We start from the raw sequence: 21210 nt of genomic DNA on the forward strand, positions 1-21210 counted from the left end.
CCTATCCCCTCGTCTGCAAGGTGGCCAGCATGATCGAGCTCTTCAGTCCCGCCGAGCTGCGGCGCGCGACCGCCAGCGGAGCGTTCGTCGGCGGTGTCCTGCGACAGATGCAGGAGCGCACCGCGGTGGGCACCAACCTGCTGGAGATCGACGCGTGGGTGGCGCAGCTGATCGCTGACGCCGGTGCGGTGTCGAGCTACGTCGACTACGCGCCCTCGTTCGGGAGCGGACCCTTCGGGCACGTCATCTGCACCTCGGTGAACGACGCCGTGCTGCACGGGCTCCCGCACGACTACGCCCTGCGCGACGGCGACCTGCTCACCCTCGACTTCGCCGCGTCGCTCGACGGCATCGTCACCGACTCGGCGGTGAGCTTCGTCGTCGGGGACGCGGTCGACGAGGCGGACGCTCGCATGATCGACACCACGCGCGAAGCCCTCGACGCGGGCATCGCGGCAGCGGCGCCGGGCGCGCGGATCGGCGACCTGTCGCACGCGATCGGCAGCGTGCTCACCGCGGCGGGCTACCTGGTCAACACCCAGTTCGGCGGGCACGGCGTCGGGTCGACCATGCACCAGGACCCGCACCTCCCGAACGCGGGCCGGCCCGGCCGCGGGTACGTCCTGCGTCCCGGCCTGCTCCTCGCCATCGAGCCCTGGGTCATGGCCGACACCGCGACGCTCGTCACCGACCCCGACGGTTGGACCCTGCGGAGCGCCACCGGCGCGCGGACGGCGCACAGCGAGCACACCGTGGCGATCACCGACGACGGACCGGTCGTCCTGACGGCGTAGCGAGGGCGTCAGTCGCGGAACGTCTCGATCTGCGCGCCGAGCTGCACCAGGCGGTCCTGCAGCTGCTCGTACCCGCGGGCGATGATGTCGACGTCCCGGAGCACCGAGGTGCCCTTGGCGGCGAGCATCGCGAGCAGGATGACCACCGCGGGGCGCAGGGCCGGCGGGCACGACACCTCGGCGCCCGACCAGTGCGTCGGCCCGGAGACCTGCAGGCGGTGGGCGTCGAGCAGGCGGACGTCGGCGCCGAGGCGGGTGAGGTCGGTCAGGTGGATCGCGCGGCCCTCGTACACCCAGTCGTGGATCAGGGTGGAGCCCTCCGCGCACGCCGCGATCGCCGCGAAGAACGGCAGGTTGTCGATGTTGAGCCCAGGGAACGGCATCGGGTGGATCTTGTCGATCGGCGCGCGCAGCTCGCTAGGGTGCACGGTGACGTCGACCAGGCGGGTGCGGCCGTTGGCGGCGGCGTACTCGTCGGACAGCGTGTAGCGCAGGCCCATCTCGGCCAGCGTCGCCAGCTCGATCTCCATGAACTCGATGGGCACGCGGCCGACCGTGATCTCGGAGCCCGTGACGATGCCGGCGGTGAGCAGGCTCATGGCCTCCACCGGGTCCTCCGAGACGGCGTACTCCACGTCGGCGTCGATGTCGGCCAACCCGTGCACGCGCAGGGTCGTGGTGCCGATGCCGTCGATGCGGACGCCGAGCAGCTCCAGGTAGAAGCACAGGTCCTGGACCATGTAGTTGGAGCTGGCGTTGCGGATGGTCGTCACGCCCTCGCGCCGGGCGGCCGCCATGATGACGTTCTCGGTGACGGTGTCCCCGCGCTCGGTGAGCACCACCGCGAGGTCCGTCGCCCCGCCACGGGTGACCAGCCCGTGGTAGTCGCCGGCGGTGGCCGTGACGTCCAGGCCGAACGGGCGCAGGCCGATCAGGTGCGGCTCCACGGTCCGGGTGCCCAGGTCACAGCCGCCCGCGTAGGGCAGCCGGAACTCGTCCTCGAGGCCCAGCAGCGGGCCGAGGAACATGATGATCGAGCGGGTGCGGCGGGCGGCGTCCACGTCGATCGCGTCGAGCTGGAGGTGCTCGGGAACGACGATCTCGAGGTCGCGGCCGTCCGTCGACCAGGTGGCGCGGACGCCGATGGAGCGCAGGACCTCGACGATCCGGTCCACCTCGACGATCCGGGCGACGTTGCGCAGCCGCGTGGTGCCGCGGTTGAGCAGCGAGGCGCACAGGAGCGCGACGGCGCCGTTCTTGCTGGTGTTGACGTCGATCCGGCCGCTCAGCGTCTGGCCACCGTGCACGCGCAGGTGCGTGCGCTGCGGACCGCCGAGCGTGACGATCGGGGAGTCGAGGGCGGCGCCGATGCGCGTGAGCATCTCGAGGCTGACGTTCTGCGCGCCCTGCTCGATGCGGTGGATCGCCGACTGGCTGGTGGCCAGGCGCTCGGCCAGCTGGGCCTGGGTGAGGCCGCGGTGCTGGCGCGCGGAGCGGACGAGGGAGCCGACGTGCGCGAGCTGGTCCTCGATGATCGGGAGCGATCCCGTGCTCGTCGGAACCGGGGTGGTCGTCGTAGTCATGGGGAAGACGCTAACTCATGGATGAGATATTGCCACGGCGAACGGCATCATCGAATCGGTCAGATCCGTCACGTCGGTGCGCATCGAACTCAGCCGCGATATGACGCGCGTCTCACCAGAGTGTCCCGACGGGCTCACGCGTCGGCCACGCGTCCGAGGCGCCGGGTCCGTCGAAGCCCTGCTCAGCGCGCCACGCGTTGAACCCCTCGGCCCAGGCCTGGTGTGCCGTGGACTGGTACTCGTGCAACGTGTCGAGGTCGAGCGCGGCCAGGTGCGGGAACCGCCCGACGATCCGCTCGAGCACGTCGAGCGTCGCGACGACGTCCACGTCCGCAGTGTGCAGGTTCCCCGACTCGACCACCTCGTAGTAGCCGCACAGGTCGACCAGCTTGCGCTTGCCACGCCGGAACTGGTCCTCGGCGCGGTCGAGCACGAGGGGGTCGATGACCGGGCGGGCGTCGCTGCACAGGCGGTCCGGCAACGTCCGCAGACGGTGCCGCCGCAGCTCCGCGTCGAGCAGGCACAGGTCGAACGCGGCGTTGTAGGCGACGACCGGGACGCCACCGCGGAAGGCCTCGGCCAGATCGGTCGCGATCTCCTCGAGCGCCTCACGCGGGGGCCGGCCGTGCTCGCGGGCGTGCTCCGTGCTGACGCCGTGGATGGCGGCCGCCGCCTCGGGGATGTCGACCCCGGGGTTGATCAGCCAGCTGCGGACGTGGGTCCCGGAGGAGTCGCGGCGGACGAGTGCGGCGGTGACGATCCGGTCGTTGTCGACGTCTACGCCCGTGGTCTCGGTGTCGAAGCCGAGCAGTGGCCCGTCCGTCCAGCTCATCGTGTCCCGCTCTCGTCCTGCGTGGTGCGTGCAGAGCCAGACTCGCACCGAGGTCCGACATCGCCGGGGAGGGCTGCCCGCGTGCCGCGGTTTCGGGTCCGCACCCTGCACCCCGGTAGCCTGGCCGGGTGAGCAACGAGATCGAGATCGGCCGCGGCAAGCGCGGACGCCGCGCCTATTCCTTCGACGACGTCGCGGTCGTCCCGTCGCGGCGGACCCGTGACCCCGAGGAGGTCTCGGTCGGCTGGCAGATCGACGCCTACCACTTCGACCTGCCGATCATCGCGGCCCCGATGGACTCGGTGATGAGCCCGGCCACCGCGGTCGCCCTCGGCAAGGCCGGCGGTCTCGGCGTGCTGGACCTCGAGGGCCTCTGGACCCGGTACGAGGACCCGACGCCGCTGCTCGCGGAGATCGCCACGTTCGACAGCGCCCGCGCGACCGCCCGCATGCAGGAGATCTACGCGGCACCGATCCAGGCGGAGCTGATCACCGCACGCCTCAAGGAGATCCGCGCCGCGGGCGTCACCGTCGCGGGCGCCCTGTCGCCGCAGCGCACCAACGAGTTCTGGCGCACCGTCGTCGACGCCGGCGTCGACCTGTTCCTCATCCGCGGCACCACCGTGTCGGCCGAGCACGTGTCGGGCCGGGCGGAGCCGCTCAACCTCAAGCGGTTCATCTACGAGCTGGACGTCCCGGTCATCGTCGGCGGCGCCTCGACCTACACCGCGGCCCTGCACCTCATGCGGACGGGTGCGGCGGGTGTCCTCGTCGGGTTCGGCGGCGGCGCCGCGCACACCACCCGCCTGTCGCTGGGCATCCACGCGCCGATGGCGTCGGCGGTCGCGGACGTGGCGGCTGCGCGACGCGACTACCTCGACGAGTCCGGGGGCCGGTACGTGCACGTGATCGCCGACGGCGGTGTCGGGCGTTCCGGTGACCTGGTCAAGGCCGTCGCGTGCGGCGCGGACGCCGTGATGCTCGGTGCCGCACTCGCCCGGGCCACCGAGGCGCCGGGCCGGGGCTGGCACTGGGGTCCCGAGGCGCACCACCCGCAGCTGCCCCGCGGCGAGCGGGTCGAGGTGGGCACCGCGGGGTCGCTCGAGCAGATCCTGTTCGGGCCCGGTCACACGGCCGACGGCACGCTCAACCTCATCGGCGCCCTGCGCCGCGCGATGGCCACGACCGGCTACTCGGACCTCAAGGAGTTCCAGCGCGTCGAGGTCGTCGTCAGCCCGTACCAGCCGCACTGACCCCACCTCCCACAGACGCCCGGAGGCGCCCCGCAACGGGCGTCGCCGGGCGTCGTCGTGTCCGGATGTCCGAACAGGTCCGATGCCCGATCCGGATCGGCCAGAGGTCCTAGCGCGTCTGCGTTTCAACCTGCTATGCGCGAGGAACGAATGTTGGTTTAGCCCTGCTTGAGTCCGAGTCTGCTTGACGTTGTCCGCGTGGCTGCTGCATGCTGCGTCTCGGCAGGCGTCACCGACGACGCCTGCCGGCACTCGACGGAGACGTCGGACGTGCCGCGCACGGACAGAGAGGCAAGGCATGTACGCACAGGAGCGCCACCAGCAGATCCTCCTTCGTGCGCGCGCCGACGGCCGGGTCGACGTGGCTCACCTGGCGGCCGAGCTGGACGTCACCCCGGAGACCGTGCGCCGAGACCTGAGCGCCCTGGAGCGGCTCGGCCTCGTGCGTCGCGTGCACGGCGGGGCGATCCCCGTCGAGCGGCTCGGCTTCGAGCCGGGCATCGCCGACCGGGAGCGCATGCTCGCGGGGGAGAAGGAGCGGATCGCCAAGGCGGCGCTCGACGAGCTGCCCGACGGCGGCGCGATCATCCTCGACGCCGGCACCACGACCGTGCGGCTCGCCGAGATGCTCCCGCAGGACCGCGAGCTGACCGTCGTCACGCACGCGCTGCCGGTAGCGATCGTGCTGGCCACCCGGCCGAACATCACGCTGCACGTCGTCGGCGGCACGATCCGTGGACGCACCCTCGCCGCGGTCGGCACCTGGGCCGAGCGGGCTCTCGCCGACGTGCGCGTCGACACCACGTTCCTCGGCACCAACGGCCTGACCGTCGAGAACGGGCTGACCACCCCCGACCTCGCGGAGGCCGCCGTCAAGCGCGCGCTCGTCGCGGCCGGCCGGCGCACGGTCGTCCTGGCCGACCACACCAAGGTCGGCCGGTCCGACCTCGCCATCGTCGCGCCCCTGTCGGCCGTCGACACCCTCGTCACCGACACCGGCATCGACGCCGAGCTCGCCGACGAGATCGAGTCCGCCGGACCACGCGTGGTCCGGGCCTGACGCACCCACGCCTGACTGAACAACGCACCGCACCGATCGAAGGAGAACGATGAAGGTCTTCCGCTTCTACGCCCCCGGCGACACCCGGATCGAGGACGCCCCCGAGCCGACGACCGGCGCCGGCGAGGTCAAGATCCGGGTCCGTGCCTGCTCGATGTGCGGCACCGACGTGAAGATCTCCACCTCGGGCCACCAGCGCATCCGGCCGCCCCGCGTCATGGGCCACGAGATCGCCGGCGAGATCGTCGAGGTCGGCGAGGGCGTGACCGGCTGGGAGCCGGGCGACCGCGTCCAGGTCATCGCGGCCATCCCGTGCGGCGACTGCGAGTTCTGCACGTCCGGACTCATGACCATCTGCCCGAACCAGGTGTCGATGGGCTACGACTTCGACGGCGGGTTCGCGCCGTTCATGATCGTGCCGCCCGCGGTGCTCAAGGTGGACGGCCTCAACCGGATCCCCGAGGGCGTCGGGTTCGCCGAGGCCTCGGTCGCCGAGCCGTTCGCCTGCGCGATCAACGCCCAGGAGCTCGTCGACGTGCACGACGGCGACACCGTCGTCGTGGTCGGCTCGGGCCCGATCGGCTGCCTGCACGTCCGGCTCGCCCGGGCGCGCGGTGCCGCCGAGGTGTACCTCGTCGAGCTGAGCCGCGAGCGCCTCGACCTCGCCTCCGAGGTGGTCAAGCCCGACGCGGCCATCTGCTCCGCCGAGGTGGACCCGGTGGAGGCCGTCCTCGAGCTCACCGGTGGCAAGGGCGTGAGCGTCGTCATCACGGCGGCGGCGTCCGGTGCCGCCCAGGAGCAGGCGCTGCGCATGCTGGCGCCGCGCGGTCGGTTCAGCCTCTTCGGCGGACTGCCCAAGGACAAGCCGACGATCACCCTCGACTCGAACCTCGTGCACTACAAGGAGCTGATGCTCATGGGTGCCAACGGCTCGAGCCCCGACCACAACAAGCAGGCGCTCGCCATGATCGCCGACGGGCGCGTCCCGGTCTCCGATCTCATCACCCACCGGCTGCCTCTCGACCAGGTCGTCGAGGGCATCGACATCGTCCGCTCGGGAGCGGGCATCAAGGTCACGATCGAACCCTGACGATCGCGACCGTTCCACACCAGATCAACGACGATCACAGAGCGGAGTGAGCCGCACATGGCCACCACAACAGCAGGTGCTCCACCCGTGTCCCGAGGCAAGGCCGCGCAGGTCCATGTCCAGAGGTTCGGTGCCTTCCTGACCGGCATGATCATGCCCAACCTGCCGGCATTCCTGGCATGGGGCCTGATCACTGCACTCTTCATCGCCGTCGGCTGGCTGCCGAACGGCGTGCTCGGCGGGTTCGGCAACGCCGACCTGCCGGGCGCCTGGTCGGGCGCGGCGACGCAGCTCGTGATGGCTGACGACGGCACGACGTTCCACCAGTACCTCGGGCTCGTCGGCCCGATGGTGACCTTCCTGCTCCCGCTGCTCATCGCGAACGCGGGCGGCCGGATGGTCTACGGCGAGCGCGGCGGGGTCGTCGCGTCCATCGCGACGGTCGGCATCATCGTCGGCAGCACGGTCCCGATGTTCCTCGGCGCCATGATCCTCGGCCCGCTGTCGGCGTGGATCATGATGAAGATCGACTCGATCTGGGACGGAAAGATCAGACCCGGGTTCGAGATGCTCGTCAACATGTTCTCGGCCGGCATCGTCGGCGGAGCACTGTCGGTCGGCGCGTTCTACGGTGTCGCCCCGATCGTGACCCAGATCAGCACGTGGCTCGGCAACATCGTCCAGCTGATGGCCGACAACCACATCCTGCCGTTCATGAGCGTGATCGTGGAGCCGGCCAAGGTGCTGTTCCTCAACAACGCGATCGGCAACGGCGTGCTCGTGCCCCTGGGCGCGGCGCAGGTCGCCGAGCAGGGCAAGTCGCTGCTGTTCCTCGTCGAGGCCAACCCCGGCCCCGGCCTGGGCATCCTGCTCGCCTACACGCTCCTCGGTGTCGGTGCGGCGCGCTCGACGGCCCCCGGCGCGATCATCGTGCAGTTCTTCGGTGGCATCCACGAGGTGTACTTCCCGTTCGTGCTCATGAAGCCGACCCTCATCATCGCGGCGATCGCCGGTGGCATGACGGGCATCGGGACCAACGTCGTGATGGGCAGCGGGCTCGTCGGTCCGGCGGCACCGGGCAGCATCTTCGCGGTCTTCGCGCAGACGGCCCGAGGCAGCTTCCCCGGCGTGATCCTGTCGGTCGTGCTCTCCGCGACCGTGTCGTTCCTCATCGCGGCCGTCATCCTGCGGGCCACCCGCAAGCGTGACCTCGCGGCGGGGGAGAGCGGCGACCTCACTGCCGCGATCGCCCAGACCGAGGCGAACAAGGGCAAGAGCAGCGCGGCACTGAGCGCGCTGGTCGTCGAGCAGCACACCGCCGAGCAGGCAGAGGCCGCCCTGGCGGCCGGTGGGACGACGACGGTCACCGCGGTCCGACCGATCCGGTCGATCGTGTTCGCGTGCGACGCCGGCATGGGGTCGAGCGCGATGGGCGCCAGCGTCCTGCGCGACAAGCTGCGGAAGGCCGGCGTCGAGGGCGTGACGGTGGTCAACAAGGCCGTCGCCAACCTGCAGGACGACGTCGACCTGGTGATCAGCCAGCGCGAGCTGACCGACCGTGCACGCAAGCACGCACCGAGCTCGCGGCACGTCTCGGTGGACAACTTCATGAACAGCCCCGTGTACGACTCCGTCGTGCAGGAGGTCAAGGAAGGCGCTGCCGGGGACGGAGTCACGGCATCGTGAACGACATCCTGACCAGGGACCTCGTCGTCGCGTCGGGGCGGGCGACCACCCGCGACGAGGCGATCCGGGAGGCGGGCGAGCTGCTCGCGTCCTCGGGCGCGGTCACTGCGCAGTACCTCGACGCGATGGCCGAGCGGGAGCGCACGGTGTCCACCTACATGGGCAACTTCCTGGCGATCCCGCACGGCACGAACGCCGCCAAGGACGCCATCGTCCGCTCGGCGCTCTGCCTGGTCCGTTACGACGAGCCGATCGACTGGGCCGGCAACCCGGTGCGGGTCGTCGTCGGGATCGCCGGCGTCAACGACGAGCACCTCGGCATCCTCGGCAAGATCGCGGTGATCTTCGCCGACGAGGACGAGGTACGCCGCGTCCTGGACGCGTCGACCGCGGACGAGCTGTACGACATCGTCCAGCGGGTAAACACGTGAGCACCGACTGACGGCCGAGGCCCCGGCGCGGGCACGACGCGCCGGGGCCTCGGCACCCTGGACCACCACTTCGACGGAGCACACCTTGATCATCACGGTCACCCCCAACCCGAGCCTCGACCGCACCTTCGACGTCGACGTCCTCGCGGTCGGCGAGGTCACCCGCGCGCACGGCACGCACGTGCACGCCGGCGGCAAGGGCATCAACGTCTCGCGGGCGCTGGCCCGGCACGGGATCCCCACGCGCGCCGTCCTCCCGGTTGGCGGCGCCGACGGCGCCGAGCTGGTCGAGCTGCTCGGCGGGCTGGGCGTACCCGCCCGAGCCGTCCCCGTGCGGGGCGCCACCCGCAGCAACGTCGCGGTCGTCGACGCCCGCGGCGTGACCACCAAGGTCAATGCCGCCGGTCCGACGCTCGACGACGACGAGGCCGCGGCACTCGTGGCCGCCGTCGAGCGCGAGCTGGACATCGCGGGGGCTGCCGGTTCCTGGCTGGTGCTCGCCGGCAGCGTGCCCCGCGGTGCGGGCGCCGACCTCTACCCCCGGCTCGTGGCGGCGGCCGCCGCCCGCGGCATTCCCGTGGCGGTGGACGCCTCGGGCAAGGCGCTCGAGGCGACGGTCCGGGCGGGCGGCACCGCGCTGCTCAAGCCGAACCTCGACGAGCTCTGCGACGTGCTGCGCGCGTCCCTGACCACCGTCGGCGAGATCGTCGCGGGCGCCCGGTCGGTGCTCGCACGCGGCCACGACAGCGCGCTGGTGTCCCTCGGCGCCGATGGTGCGCTGCTCGTCACGGCGACGCGGAGCTGGTGGGCCGGCGGCTCGCCGATCGTGCCCCGCAGCACCGTCGGCGCGGGCGACTGCACGCTCGCCGGCTTCCTCGCCACCGACGGCGAGCCCATCGAACGCCTGCGGGCCGCCGTCGCCTGGGGGCGGGCGGCCGTGGGACTGCCGGGCAGCGCGATCCCCGGACCCGACGACCTCGACCTCGCCGCCGTGCAGGTGGTCGCCGAACCCGACGCGGCACTGGACCCCGTCGACCTGTTCCGGACCGCCCCCGCCGGTCTCGCCTGAGACCCCACGCCTTCCTCGTCACCACTGCTCCAAGGAGAACTGCCATGACCGAACGCACCGTCGCGATCGCCTCCGCCCAGGGCCTGCACGCGCGGCCCGCCTCCCTGTTCGCGCAGGCAGCGGGTGCTGCGGGCATCCCCGTCACCATCGCGAAGCAGGGCGGTTCGCCCGTGAACGCCGCCAGCGTGCTGATGGTCATGACGTTGTCCGCCGGGCACGGCGAGGAGGTCGTCCTGACCGCGGACGGGCCCCAGGCCGACGACGTGCTGGACTCCCTGGTCGGGCTGCTGGCCACGGACCTGGACGCAGACGCGTGAGCGTCGCGGCCGGACACCGCACCCTCGTCGGCGTGGGGGTCGGGCGTGGGCTCGTCGTCGGGCCGGTCGCCAAGGCGTACCCGTCGCCCGTCATCCCTGCCCAGGGCGGCGGCGACCCCGCGCAGCTCGGGCCCGCGTTCGACCAGGTGGCGAGCTCCCTCGAGAGTCGCGCGCAGGCCGCGACCGGTGCGCTCGCCGCCGTGCTCGGCGCGACTGCACAGATGGCCGCCGACCCTGCGCTGCGCGCCGAGGCCGAGCAGCGCGTCGCGGCGGGGGAGACCCCGGCCGAGGCCGTCGACCGCGCCATCGCGCGGTTCGTCGACATGTTCACCGCCGCGGGCGGGGCGCTCGCGGAACGGGTGACCGACCTGCGCAGCGTGCGCGACCGCGTCGTCGCCGTGCTGCTCGACCTCGACGAGCCCGGCGTCCCTCCGCTGACCGAGCCGAGCGTCGTGGTCGCAGCCGACCTGGCACCGGCCGACACCGCGGAGCTCGACGTCCGCCAGGTCCTCGCGATCGTCACCGAGCGCGGCGGGCCCACGGGCCACACCGCGATCATCGCCGGCCAGCTCGGCATCCCGTGCATCGTCCGCACGACCGGGATCATGGACCTCGAGCCCGGCACCGAGGTGGCCGTGGACGCCGTCGCGGGGACGGTCACCGTCGACCCAGGTCCGGAGATCCGGGAGCAGTCGCGTGCGCGCCGGGCGGCGGCGACCGCTCTGGAGTCGGACACGGCCCCCGGGGCGACGGCCGACGGTACCGCCGTGAAGCTGATGGCCAACATCGGCACCGGCAAGGACGCCGACCGGGCCAGCGCGGTCCCCACGGAGGGCGTCGGGCTGTTCCGGACCGAGGTGCTCTACCTGGGGCGTGCGACGGCTCCGTCGCAGGCCGAGCAGGTCACCGAGTACAGCCGCGTCCTGCGGGCGTTCGAGGGCGGGAAGGTGGTGGTGCGCACGCTCGACGCGGGTGCCGACAAGCCGCTCCCGTTCGTGACGCAGGCCGGGGAGGAGAACCCGGCGCTGGGCGTGCGTGGCTACCGCCTGGTGCGGTCGCACCCGGAGCTGCTCGACACCCAGCTCGAGGCGCTCGCTCGCGCGCAGGCCGAGACCGGCACCACGCCGTGGGTGATGGCGCCGATGGTCACGACCCCCGCCGAGGCGCGCGACTTCGCCACCCGGGCACGGGCGGCGGGGATCACGATCGTCGGGGTGATGATCGAGGTCCCGGCGGCGGCGCTGCGCGCGCGGGAGATCCTCGCCGAGGTGGACTTCGTCTCGCTGGGCACCAACGACCTTGCGCAGTACACGATGGCCAGCGACCGGCTCCGCGGCGAGCTGGCCGACCTGCTGGACCCGTGGCAGCCGGCGGTGCTCGACCTGGTGGACAGCACGGCACGGGCCGGTCTGCGGGCGCGCAAGCCCGTCGGGGTGTGCGGGGAGTCGGCGTCGGACCCGGTGCTTGCCCTGGTGCTCGTCGGGCTCGGGGTGACCAGCCTGTCGATGTCGGTGGGCGCCATCCCCGCGGTCCGGTACGCGCTGCGGCACCACACGTCCGCCGAGTGCGCGACGATGGCCGCCGCCGCGCTGGCGGCCCAGTCGGCGGGCGAGGGGCGCGCTGCCGTCCTGGCCCTGGTGCACTCGGACGTGCGCGAGACGCTGGGCGTGTGAGCGGGACGAGGTCCCGTGGATCTCGATAACCCGCGCGTACTCTCGCCGGTATGGCGCACGACCCGGGACACATCGAGCTCCACGACCCCGAGACCGACCCGCTCGCGACGTACGTGCTCGAACCGGACGACGTCCGTCCGCTGCTGAGCCGCGTCGTCTCGTCCGCCGCGGCCGGGACGTTCACGTCGCACGCCCCGTTCACGGGCGGCCCGATCGCCGCGATCCCGCTGTCCACGCCGGACGACGTGGCGCGTGCCGCGAAGGCGGCGCGCGCCGCCCAACGGCTGTGGGCGGCGCGGCCGCTGCGCGAGCGGACCGCGGTGCTCTCGCGCGTGCACGACCTGGTGCTCGAGCGGCAGAGCGACGTGCTCGACCTCATCCAGGTGGAGTCGGGCAAGGCGCGCGCCTCGGCGTTCGAGGAGGTCTGCGACATCGCGCTCGTGGCCCGCCACTACGCCGCGCGCGCAGGCCGCTACCTCGCGCCGCGCCGGGTCCCCGGCCTGATCCCGGGCGTGACGACGACGCGCGTGCTGCGGCACCCGGTCGGCGTCGTCGGCATCATCGCGCCGTGGAACTTCCCGCTGACCCTGACGCTCGGGGACGTGCTGCCCGCGCTGGTGGCCGGCAACGCGGTCGTCCTGCGGCCCGACCCGCAGACCGCTCTGACGTCGCTGTGGGCCGCCGAGCTGCTCGAGGTCGCCGGGCTGCCCGACGGGCTGCTCCAGGTGGTCGTCGGCGACGGACCGACCGTCGGGGCGGCCGTCGTGGAGAACGTCGACCACGTGAGCTTCACCGGCTCCACCCGCACGGGCCGGGTCGTCGCCGCGCACGCCGGGGAGCGGCTGGTGCCGGCCACCCTGGAGCTGGGCGGCAAGAACCCGATGTACGTCGCGGACGACGTTGACGTCGAGGTCGCCGCCGAGGGTGCCGTGCGTGCCTGCTTCGTCGGCGCCGGGCAGGTCTGCGTGAGCATCGAGCGGATCTACGTGCACGAGGACGTGGCCGACGCGTTCACCGCGGCGTTCGTCCGGCGCACGAAGGCGCTGCGTCTCGGGTCCGGGCTGGACTACCGGTCGGACATCGGGTCGCTCACGTCCGCCGCGCAGCTGGCCACGGTCGTCGAGCACGTCGAGGATGCCGTCGGGCACGGGGCGACCGTGCTGGCCGGCGGGGTGCACCGCTCGGACGTCGGGCCCTGGTTCTACGAGCCGACGATCCTCACCGACGTGCCGGACGAGGCGCGGCTGGTGCGCGAGGAGACGTTCGGGCCGGTCGTGGCCATCTCCCGCGTGGCCTCCGACGACGAGGCCGTCGCAGCGATGAACGACAGCGACCTCGGTCTGAACGCCAGCATCTGGACCGCGGACACCCGGCGCGGCGCCGCCCTCGCCGAGCGCGTCCGCGTGGGAACCGTGAACGTCAACGAGGGCTACGTGGCCACGTGGGGCTCGGTCGGGGCGCCGCAGGGTGGGGTCGGCGCGTCGGGCATCGGCAGCCGGCACGGCCGCGAGGGCCTCTGGGCGACCACCCGGGTGCAGACCGTGGCGGTCCAGCACGGCGTGCACGGGGTGCTCGGCGGCCCCGGCGTCGGGCTGCACCGGATGTTCGACCTGGGCCCCGAGACGTGGCCCCGCTTCTACACCGAGGTGCTGCGGACGCTCAAGGCCCTGCGGCTGCCCTGACGACCCGTCAGGCGTGCCCCGCGGCCGCCGGAGCCGGGTCCGACTCGTCGCTGGTGCCCTCGTACCCGGCCGCCTCGACCGTGGCGACCGCCTGGCGCGCGATGGCGAGCTCCTCGTTGGTCGGGACCACCATCACGATCGTGCTGGCCCAGTCCGGAGAGATGATCGTCGGCTCCTTCTTGCGGCCCTCGTTGCGCTCCAGGTCCACCGCGATGCCCATCGCCTCGAGCCCCTGCAGCGCACGCGCGCGGACGATGTCGTCGTTCTCGCCGACGCCCGCCGTGAACACGATGACGTCGACCCGGCCGAGGACCGCGTGGTACGCGCCGATGTACTTGCGCAGCCGGTGCACGTAGACGTCCAGCGCGAGGGTCGCGTCCTCGTCGCCGGCCTCGACGAGCTTGTGCAGCTCGCGGAAGTCGTTCTCGCCCGCGAGCCCCTTGAGGCCCGACCGGCGGTTGAGCAGGTCGTCGATGTCGTCGACCGACATGCCCGCGTTGCGCTGCAGGTGGATGAGCACGGCGGGGTCGACGTCGCCGGACCGGGTGCCCATGACCAGGCCCTCCAGCGGCGTCATGCCCATGGACGTCTCCACCGCCACGCCCCCGCGGACCGCCGACGCCGACGCGCCGTTGCCCAGGTGCAGCACGATCTGGTTGAGGTCCTCGAGCTTGCGCCCGAGCACCCGCGCGACCTTGCCGGACACGTACTGGTGCGACGTCCCGTGGAACCCGTAGCGCCGCACGTCGTGCGCCTTGGCCACGGCCCGGTCGATCGCGTAGGTGGCCGCCGCCTCGGGCAGCGTGCGGAAGAACGCGGTGTCGAAGACGACCACGTGGGGCACGTCCGGCAGCAGCTCGCGGGCCACCTGGATGCCCGTGAGGTTGGGCGGGGTGTGCAGCGGCGCCAGCGGCGCGAGGGCGTCGATCTGCGCGACGACGTCGTCGTCCACGATCACGGGGGACCCGAAGACCGAGCCGCCCTGCACCACGCGGTGACCGACCGCGACGACGTGCGCCTCGGCAAGGTTCGGACCGACCTCGTCGAAGAGCGCGAGGACCGCGCGCAGGCCGGCGCCGTGGTCGGGGACCGCGTCGGTGCGCACGGTCGTGTTCCCGGCGTACGTGTGCTTGACCAGGCCCTCGGTCTCGCCGATGCGCTCGACGAGACCCGAGGCGATCGCCTCGCCGCCGACCGGGTTGACGAGCTGGTACTTGATCGACGACGAGCCGGAGTTCACGACGAGCACGCTGCCGTGAGCGCCGTGCGCGGAGCCGGGGTGGGGCTGGGTGATCGGGGTCACGAGGCTTCCTCTGCTTGCGCCTGGATGGCGGTGATCGCGACGGTGTTGACGATGTCCTGCACCAGGGCGCCGCGCGACAGGTCGTTGACCGGCTTGCGCAGCCCCTGGAGCACGGGGCCGATGGCGACGGCTCCGGCGGAGCGCTGCACGGCCTTGTAGGTGTTGTTGCCGGTGTTCAGGTCCGGGAACACGAAGACCGTCGCACGGCCGGCCACGGCCGAGTCCGGCATCTTCGTCTTCGCCACGGAGGCGTCCACGGCGGCGTCGTACTGGATCGGGCCCTCGACCGACAGATCCGGCCGACGCTCCCTGACCAGCGCGGTCGCCGTGCGGACCTTCTCGACGTCCGCGCCCGAACCGGACTCACCCGTGGAGTACGACAGCATCGCGATGCGGGGCTCGATGCCGAACTGCTGGGCGGTGCCTGCGGACGAGATCGCGATGTCCGCCAGCTGCTCCGCCGTCGGGTCGGGGATCACCGCGCAGTCGGCGTAGACGAGCACCCGGTCCTCGAGGCACATGAGGAACGCGCTCGACACGCTCGACGTGCCGGGCGCGGTCTTGATGATCTCGAAGGACGGCTTGATGGTGTGCGCCGTGGTGTGCGCGGCGCCGGAGACCATGCCGTCGGCCAGGCCGAGCTGGACCATCATCGTGCCGAAGTAGGAGACCGACGAGACGATCTCCCGCGCCCGCTCGACCGTCATCCCCTTGTGCTTGCGCATCTCGGTGTACGCCTCGGCGAACTTCTGCAGCAGGACCGGGTCGTGGGGGTCGATGATCGCGGCGGCGTCGAGGTCGAGGCCCAGCTCCGTGGCGCGCGAGCGGATGGCCGGCTCCTCGCCCAGGATCGTGATCTGGGCGACCCCGCGCTGCAGCAGGGTGGACGCCGCGCGCAGGATCCGGTCGTCGCCGCCCTCGGGGAGGACCACGTGCCGCTTGTTCGACCGGGCGCGGTCCAGCAGGGCGAACTCGAACATCAGCGGCGTGACGACCTCGGGCCGCTCCACGTCCAGCGCCGCCAGGAGCGCGGAGCCGTCGACGTGCTGCTCGAACAGGGAGAGCGCGGTGTCGATCTTGCGCTGCGAGTCGCCGGTGAGGCGGCCGTGCGTGTCGGCGACCGCGCTCGCGGACCGGAACGTGCCCAGCTCGGTGCTGAGGATCGGCAGCCTGCTCCCGAGGCCGTTCACCAGCCGCGCGATCAGGGGCGCCGGGCGGAACCCGCCGTTGAGGATGATCCCGGCCAGGGACGGGAACCCCTCGGCCTGGTGCGCCATGAGCAGCCCGAGCAGCACGTCCGACCGGTCGCCCGGCGTGATCACGACGGCGCCGTCGGTCAGCTTGCCCAGCAGGTGCTCCATGGACATCGCGCCGACGATGACGTCGAGCACCTCGCGCTGCAGCAGGGACTCGTCGCCCGCGATGAGCGTCCCGCGCACCGAGTCGGACAGCTGCCGGACGGTCGGGGCCGTGAGGATCGGGTTCTCGGGCACCGCCCACGACGGCAGGCCGGTGCCGGCACGCAGGGCGTCCCGGACGCCGCTGACCGAGCCCGGGGCGCAGCGGTTGGCGACCACCGAGACCACCTGCGCGTGGTTGGCGTGCATCTCGGTGACGACCACGTCGGCCACCTGGGCGATCACGGCGGGCTTGCGGTGCCCCCCGTTGATGACGAGCACCACGGGGGCGCCGAGGTTCGCCGCGATGCGGGCGTTGTAGGCCAGCTCGGTGGGTCCCGCGACGTCCGTGTAGTCCGTGCCGACGACGACCACGGCGTCGCAGCGCCGCTCCACGTCGTGGTACCGGGACACGATCTGCGCGAGCGCCTGCTCCGGGTCGTGGAGCACCTGCTCGTACGTGACCCCGACGCACTCCTCGTACGTGAGGTCCACGCCGTCGTGCTGCAGGAGCAGCTCGAGCACGTAGTCCCGCACATCTGTGGAGCGCGCCACCGGTCTGAACACCCCGACGCGCTGGACCGTGCGGGCCAGGAGGTCCACCAGGCCGAGCGCGACCATGGACTTGCCGGAATCTCCCTCGGGGGAGGTGACGTAGATGCTGCGGGCCACGGTGGGCTTCTCCGATGTGGGTGGAACGGGTGGAACGGCTGCTGCGGTGGTGCGTGACCGTGGGGCGGGCAGCGGCGCCCGCCCCACGGACGTGGGGGTGCTACTCGTTGTCGCCGCCGGTCGAGAGCGTCGCCGCCACCTGACCGGAGTCGGACTCGTCCTGCGCGTCGGGCCAGACCCAGTCGCGGACCTCGGGCAGGTCGTCGCCGAACGCGCGGGTGTACTCGCGGGCCCGGAGGCGCTCGTCGACCATCTTCTGCCGCAGGTTGGCCTGGGCCGTGCGCAGGTGAGGCACGTTGTCGATGACGTCGATGACCAGGTGGAACCGGTCGAGGTCGTTGAGCATGACCATGTCGAAGGGCGTCGTCGTGGTGCCCTCCTCCTTGTAGCCGCGCACGTGGATGTTGGTGTGGCCCTTGCGGCGGTACGTGAGCCGGTGGATGAGCCACGGGTACCCGTGGTACGCGAAGATCACCGGCTTGTCGTCCGTGAACAGACCGTCGAACTGGGCGTCGGACAGGCCGTGCGGGTGCTCCCGCGCGTCCTGCAGGCGCATCAGGTCGACCACGTTGATCACGCGGACCTTGAGGTCGGGCAGCTCCCGGCGCAGGATGTCCGCCGCGGCCAGCACCTCGAGCGTCGGCACGTCACCGGCCGCGCCGAGGACGACGTCGGGCTTCTCGCCCGGCACCTCCGAGCCCGCCCAGTCCCAGATCCCGAGCCCGCGCGTGCAGTGCGCCACGGCCTGGTCCATGGTCAGGAAGTTCGGTGCCGGCTGCTTGCCCGCCACGACCACGTTGACGTACTGCCGGCTGCGCAGGCAGTGGTCGTACGTGGACAGCAGCGTGTTCGCGTCCGGCGGCAGGTAGACGCGGATGACGTCGGACTTCTTGTTGACCACGTGGTCGATGAACCCCGGGTCCTGGTGGCTGAAGCCGTTGTGGTCCTGGCGCCACACGTGGCTGGACAGCAGGTAGTTCAGGCTCGCGATCGGGCGGCGCCACGGGATGTCGTCCGTGACCTTCAGCCACTTGGCGTGCTGGTTGAACATCGAGTCGATGATGTGGATGAACGCCTCGTAGCAGTTGAACAGGCCGTGGCGCCCGGTCAGCAGGTACCCCTCCAGCCAGCCCTGGCACTGGTGCTCGCTGAGCATCTCCAGCACGCGGCCGGCGCGTGCCAGGTGCTCGTCGACCTCGGCACCGAGGAACTCCGCGTTCCACTGCTTGTCCGTGGTCTGGAACACCGACTGCAGGCGGTTCGACGCGGTCTCGTCGGGTCCGAAGATCCGGAAGTTGTCCGGGTTGAGCCGGATCACGTCGGTCAGCCAGTCGCCGAGCACGCGCGGCGCCTCGCTCATCGAGCCGCCCGGCACCGGCACGTCGACCGCGTACTCGCGGAAGTCCGGCAGGCGCAGGTCCTTGAGCAGCAGGCCGCCGTTGGCGTGCGGGTTGTCGCTCATCCGCAGGTGTCCCTGGGGCGCGAGCGCGCGGATGTCGTCGTGCAGCTTGCCGTTCTCGTCGAACAGCTCGTTGATCCGGTACGACTCCAGCCACTGCCGCAGCACGTCGAGGTGCTCCGGGGTGTCCCGCGCGCTGGCCAGCGGCACCTGGTGCGCCCGCCACGACCCGGTGGTCTTCTTGCCGTCGATGTAGTCCGGACCGGTCCAGCCCTTGGGCGTGCGGAACACGATCATCGGCCACTGCGGGCGCTGCTCGTTGCCGGCGTGGGCGCTGCGCTTGATCTCCGCGATCTCGTCGAGCACCTCGTCGAGCAGCGTGGCGAACCGGCGGTGGATCTCCTCGTGCGACTCGTCGTCGAAACCGGCGACGAACATGTGCGGCTTGTGCCCGTAGCCGACCATGAGCGACGCGAGCTCGTCCTCGGGGATGCGCGCCAGCACGGTCGGGTTGGCGATCTTGTAGCCGTTGAGGTGCAGGATCGGCAGCACGACGCCGTCGTTCTCGACGTTGACGAACTTGTTCGAGTGCCAGCTGGTGGCCAGCGGGCCGGTCTCCGCCTCGCCGTCGCCGATGACGGTGGCGACCAGGAGGTCCGGGTTGTCGAACGCGGCGCCGTAGGCGTGGCTCAGCGCGTAGCCCAGCTCGCCGCCCTCGTGGATCGACCCCGGGGTCTCGGGGGCGACGTGGCTCGGGATGCCGCCCGGGAACGAGAACTGCCGGAACAGCCGGTGGACGCCCTCGGTGTCCTCGGTGATGTCCGAGTAGTACTCGGAGTAGGTCCCGTCGAGGTAGGCGCTGGCGACGAGGCCGGGGCCGCCGTGACCGGGGCCCGTGATGTAGATGGTCGACTGCTCACGCTCGGCGATCGCGCGGTTCAGGTGCGCGTACAGGAACGTCAGACCGGGCGTGGTGCCCCAGTGCCCGAGCAGACGCGGCTTCACGTGGTCGCGTGTGAGGGGCTCGCGCAGCAGCGCGTTGTCCAGCAGGTAGATCTGGCCGACCGACAGGTAGTTGGCGGCTCGCCACCACTGGTCGATGCGGTTCAGGGTCTCGGCGTCGAGAGCGTCCCCGCTCCCGGTCCGCCACGTGCCGCGATGCGACGTCGTCGTGCTCATGCGCGCTCCCCAGTCGTCGTTCCGGCGAACGCGCCGGTCCGGTGTCAGCCTTGCGTCGGGCCCCGTGGCCCCCGGAGGACCTTGGTCCTCCCCGGGGTGCGCGGGACTACTTGTCATACAACCGCACTCAGCCCTCCGGCGCAGGAGGGGCAGGCGAACGGATTCCGAACGTCCGATGGCCCGCCGACCGGACGGCTGCGCAGGTCAGCGGGGTTCTAGGCGGCTCGAGCAGGGGTTGCGGGTGCGGGGAGGGCGGTCCCTGCGAGGTACCGTGAGGCGTGACCGAGCAGAGCCCCGCAGCCGTTGCGCGCAGCCGCGCGACGGGGTCGGTGCCGGGCAGTGACGATGGTCACGGCCGCCCGCCCGGGCGCGTCGCCGGGCCGCCGGTTCTCTCCGGGTGGTCGCAGGCCGAGAGGCGCCCGCCGACGACGATGCTCCGCGCCGCGGTCCGGCCCCGCATGCTCCTGCTCCTCGTCCTCCTGCTCGCAGCTGCCGCGCTGTGCGCCCGGCTCGGTGCGTGGCAGCTGGACCGCGCGCAGGTGCACGGCTCGGCCGCGGCGGAACGGCACACCGCCGAGCTCGTCGCCGCGCCGGCGGTCCCGCTCGACGACGTGCTTGCGCCGCAGACCACGTTCACCGGCGACCTCGTCGGCCGCAAGGTGTCCGCGGCGGGCACCTACGACACCGCCGGCCAGCTGCTGGTCACGGGCCGCGCGCACGACGGGACCACCGGTCTGCTCGTCCTGACACCGCTGACGACGAGCGACGGTGACGTGCTCCCGGTGGTGCGCGGCTGGGTGGCGACGCCCGCCGACGCCGACGAGCCGCCGGCGGGACCCGTCGAGGTCACCGGGTACCTGCAGGCGTCCGAGCAGGCGGGAACCGGGGTGGCCGACGGACGGACCGACGCCATCAGCTCCGCCGAGCTGCTCAACTCCTGGGGCGGGCCGATCTACACGGGGTACCTGGTGGTCTCCTCGTCCGAGCCCGCCCAGGCGCCCACCGTCGCCCTGCTGGACCCGCCGACGAAGCCGGGCGCGGGGCTGAACATCCAGAACCTCGCCTACGCCGCGCAGTGGTGGATCTTCGGCGCGTTCGCGGTGCTGCTCTGGCTCCGCCTGGTGCGCGACGAGGCCCGGGGCCAGGCTCCGGTCTCCGAGCCGGACCGGGGTGGCGGCGCGCCCGCCTGAGGCGCCACCTCCACCCCGTCGGGTCAGCAGCCGGGCCGTCAGGCTAGATCTGGGTGCAGTAGGACTGCGCCATTGCGTCGAACTCGTCCGCCGTGTGGGCGCGGGGCGTGTGGTCGTCGACGCCGCCGATCGCCCAGATGGACCCGACCGGGAGGTCATCGATGTCGACCGACGTGAACTCCGGGCCGTCCGCGCTCCATGAGTTGTCGGACGAGCCAGCGAAGGCGCGGTACGTCGAGGTCGCGTACAGGCTCCGCTCGAACTCTGCACCGAGGGGCACGGCTCCCCGGTCGGTCACCCGCTCGAGGAAGTCCCAGCGGCCGACTTCGTCGTCGGAGGACGTAGCGCCCCCTTGCACGGCGTAGACCACGACCGTGTCGACCCCGCCCTTGCACATCTGGACGATGGCCGACACCGTCCCGTCCGCCTCGCGCTCGAGCCCCACCACGCCGCCTGAAGATACGGTGCAGCCTGCGACGAGGGCCGTGACCGCGGCACCTACGGCGGCGGCGAAGGCCAATGATCGAGCGTTCATGCAGGTGAGAGCAGAGGTCCGTGCATGCCTCTGTGCTCACGGGCCGATCACGACTCAGATCCGAT

General features: G+C 72.1%; 17 protein-coding genes. 11 read left to right on the forward strand and 6 right to left on the reverse strand.

Annotated features, from left to right (window positions below; translation table 11 throughout):
- Nucleotides 1–29 precede the first annotated feature (29 nt).
- Nucleotides 30–794, forward strand: a complete 765-nt coding sequence (map, locus tag AC1DXT_RS11275) for a type I methionyl aminopeptidase (protein WP_477061404.1) — start codon at nucleotides 30–32, stop codon at nucleotides 792–794.
- Between the two features lie 8 nt (nucleotides 795–802).
- Here map and AC1DXT_RS11280 read toward each other — a convergent pair whose 3' ends face one another.
- Both AC1DXT_RS11280 and AC1DXT_RS11285 read right to left on the reverse strand, forming a co-directional pair.
- Complete coding sequence (locus AC1DXT_RS11280) at nucleotides 803–2377, reverse strand: helix-turn-helix domain-containing protein (protein ID WP_477061405.1); 1575 nt, start codon at nucleotides 2375–2377, stop codon at nucleotides 803–805.
- 112 nt (nucleotides 2378–2489) lie between these two features.
- Nucleotides 2490–3209: an exonuclease domain-containing protein gene (locus tag AC1DXT_RS11285; RefSeq protein ID WP_477061406.1), complete on the reverse strand. Its 720-nt coding sequence runs from the start codon at nucleotides 3207–3209 to the stop codon at nucleotides 2490–2492.
- Between the two features lie 128 nt (nucleotides 3210–3337).
- On the opposite strand from AC1DXT_RS11285, the gene AC1DXT_RS11290 reads away from it, so the two are divergent.
- From AC1DXT_RS11290 to AC1DXT_RS11330, 9 genes are all read left to right on the forward strand, one after another.
- Nucleotides 3338–4462: a GuaB3 family IMP dehydrogenase-related protein gene (locus AC1DXT_RS11290; RefSeq protein WP_421743583.1), complete on the forward strand. Its 1125-nt coding sequence runs from the start codon at nucleotides 3338–3340 to the stop codon at nucleotides 4460–4462.
- A gap of 298 nt (nucleotides 4463–4760) precedes the next feature.
- Nucleotides 4761–5522 carry a DeoR/GlpR family DNA-binding transcription regulator gene (locus tag AC1DXT_RS11295; RefSeq protein ID WP_056089085.1) on the forward strand — a complete coding sequence of 254 codons (762 nt, stop codon included), beginning with the start codon at nucleotides 4761–4763 and terminating at the stop codon, nucleotides 5520–5522.
- A gap of 49 nt (nucleotides 5523–5571) precedes the next feature.
- Nucleotides 5572–6612: a zinc-dependent dehydrogenase gene (locus AC1DXT_RS11300; RefSeq protein WP_477061407.1), complete on the forward strand. Its 1041-nt coding sequence runs from the start codon at nucleotides 5572–5574 to the stop codon at nucleotides 6610–6612.
- 57 nt (nucleotides 6613–6669) lie between these two features.
- Entirely contained in the window at nucleotides 6670–8298 is a 1629-nt protein-coding gene (locus tag AC1DXT_RS11305; protein ID WP_477061408.1) for a PTS mannitol transporter subunit IIBC, read from the forward strand.
- Nucleotides 8295–8729 (forward strand): PTS mannitol transporter subunit IIA, encoded by a 435-nt coding sequence (locus AC1DXT_RS11310; RefSeq protein WP_477061409.1) that lies wholly within the window; start codon nucleotides 8295–8297, stop codon nucleotides 8727–8729. Before AC1DXT_RS11305 ends, AC1DXT_RS11310 begins: the two co-directional genes overlap by 4 nt.
- 85 nt (nucleotides 8730–8814) lie before the next feature.
- Nucleotides 8815–9798 (forward strand): 1-phosphofructokinase family hexose kinase, encoded by a 984-nt coding sequence (locus tag AC1DXT_RS11315; RefSeq protein WP_477061410.1) that lies wholly within the window; start codon nucleotides 8815–8817, stop codon nucleotides 9796–9798.
- A gap of 44 nt (nucleotides 9799–9842) precedes the next feature.
- Nucleotides 9843–10115, forward strand: coding sequence for an HPr family phosphocarrier protein (locus AC1DXT_RS11320; RefSeq protein WP_477061411.1), 273 nt, complete (start codon nucleotides 9843–9845; stop codon nucleotides 10113–10115).
- Nucleotides 10112–11788 carry a phosphoenolpyruvate--protein phosphotransferase gene (gene ptsP / locus AC1DXT_RS11325; RefSeq protein ID WP_477061412.1) on the forward strand — a complete coding sequence of 559 codons (1677 nt, stop codon included), beginning with the start codon at nucleotides 10112–10114 and terminating at the stop codon, nucleotides 11786–11788. Before AC1DXT_RS11320 ends, ptsP begins: the two co-directional genes overlap by 4 nt.
- A gap of 50 nt (nucleotides 11789–11838) precedes the next feature.
- On the forward strand, nucleotides 11839–13470 hold the full coding sequence (locus tag AC1DXT_RS11330; protein ID WP_477061413.1) for a succinic semialdehyde dehydrogenase: 1632 nt from the start codon (nucleotides 11839–11841) through the stop codon (nucleotides 13468–13470).
- Nucleotides 13471–13477: 7 nt separating this feature from the next.
- On the opposite strand, the gene AC1DXT_RS11335 is transcribed toward AC1DXT_RS11330, so the two are convergent.
- The 3 genes from AC1DXT_RS11335 to AC1DXT_RS11345 all read right to left on the reverse strand — a co-directional run bounded on the left by AC1DXT_RS11335 (nucleotide 13478) and on the right by AC1DXT_RS11345 (nucleotide 19420).
- A complete protein-coding gene (locus AC1DXT_RS11335; protein WP_477061414.1) occupies nucleotides 13478–14773 on the reverse strand; it encodes an acetate/propionate family kinase in 1296 nt (431 codons plus the stop codon).
- Nucleotides 14770–16842 carry a phosphate acetyltransferase gene (pta, locus tag AC1DXT_RS11340; protein ID WP_477061415.1) on the reverse strand — a complete coding sequence of 691 codons (2073 nt, stop codon included), beginning with the start codon at nucleotides 16840–16842 and terminating at the stop codon, nucleotides 14770–14772. The genes AC1DXT_RS11335 and pta overlap by 4 nt, the downstream gene beginning before the upstream one ends.
- Before the next feature lie 100 nt (nucleotides 16843–16942).
- The gene (locus AC1DXT_RS11345) at nucleotides 16943–19420 is read right to left on the reverse strand and encodes a phosphoketolase family protein (RefSeq protein WP_477061416.1); all 2478 of its coding nucleotides are present in this window, start codon (nucleotides 19418–19420) and stop codon (nucleotides 16943–16945) included.
- 278 nt (nucleotides 19421–19698) lie between these two features.
- Here AC1DXT_RS11345 and AC1DXT_RS11350 point away from each other — a divergent pair, with 278 nt between their 5' ends.
- Nucleotides 19699–20610, forward strand: coding sequence for an SURF1 family protein (locus AC1DXT_RS11350; RefSeq protein ID WP_477061417.1), 912 nt, complete (start codon nucleotides 19699–19701; stop codon nucleotides 20608–20610).
- Between the two features lie 43 nt (nucleotides 20611–20653).
- Here the strand turns inward: AC1DXT_RS11350 and AC1DXT_RS11355 are convergent, their stop codons facing one another.
- Entirely contained in the window at nucleotides 20654–21145 is a 492-nt protein-coding gene (locus tag AC1DXT_RS11355; RefSeq protein ID WP_477061418.1) for a hypothetical protein, read from the reverse strand.
- Nucleotides 21146–21210 lie beyond the last annotated feature (65 nt).

The sequence above is a fragment of the Cellulomonas sp. P1_G12_2 genome (genome assembly GCF_056405535.1).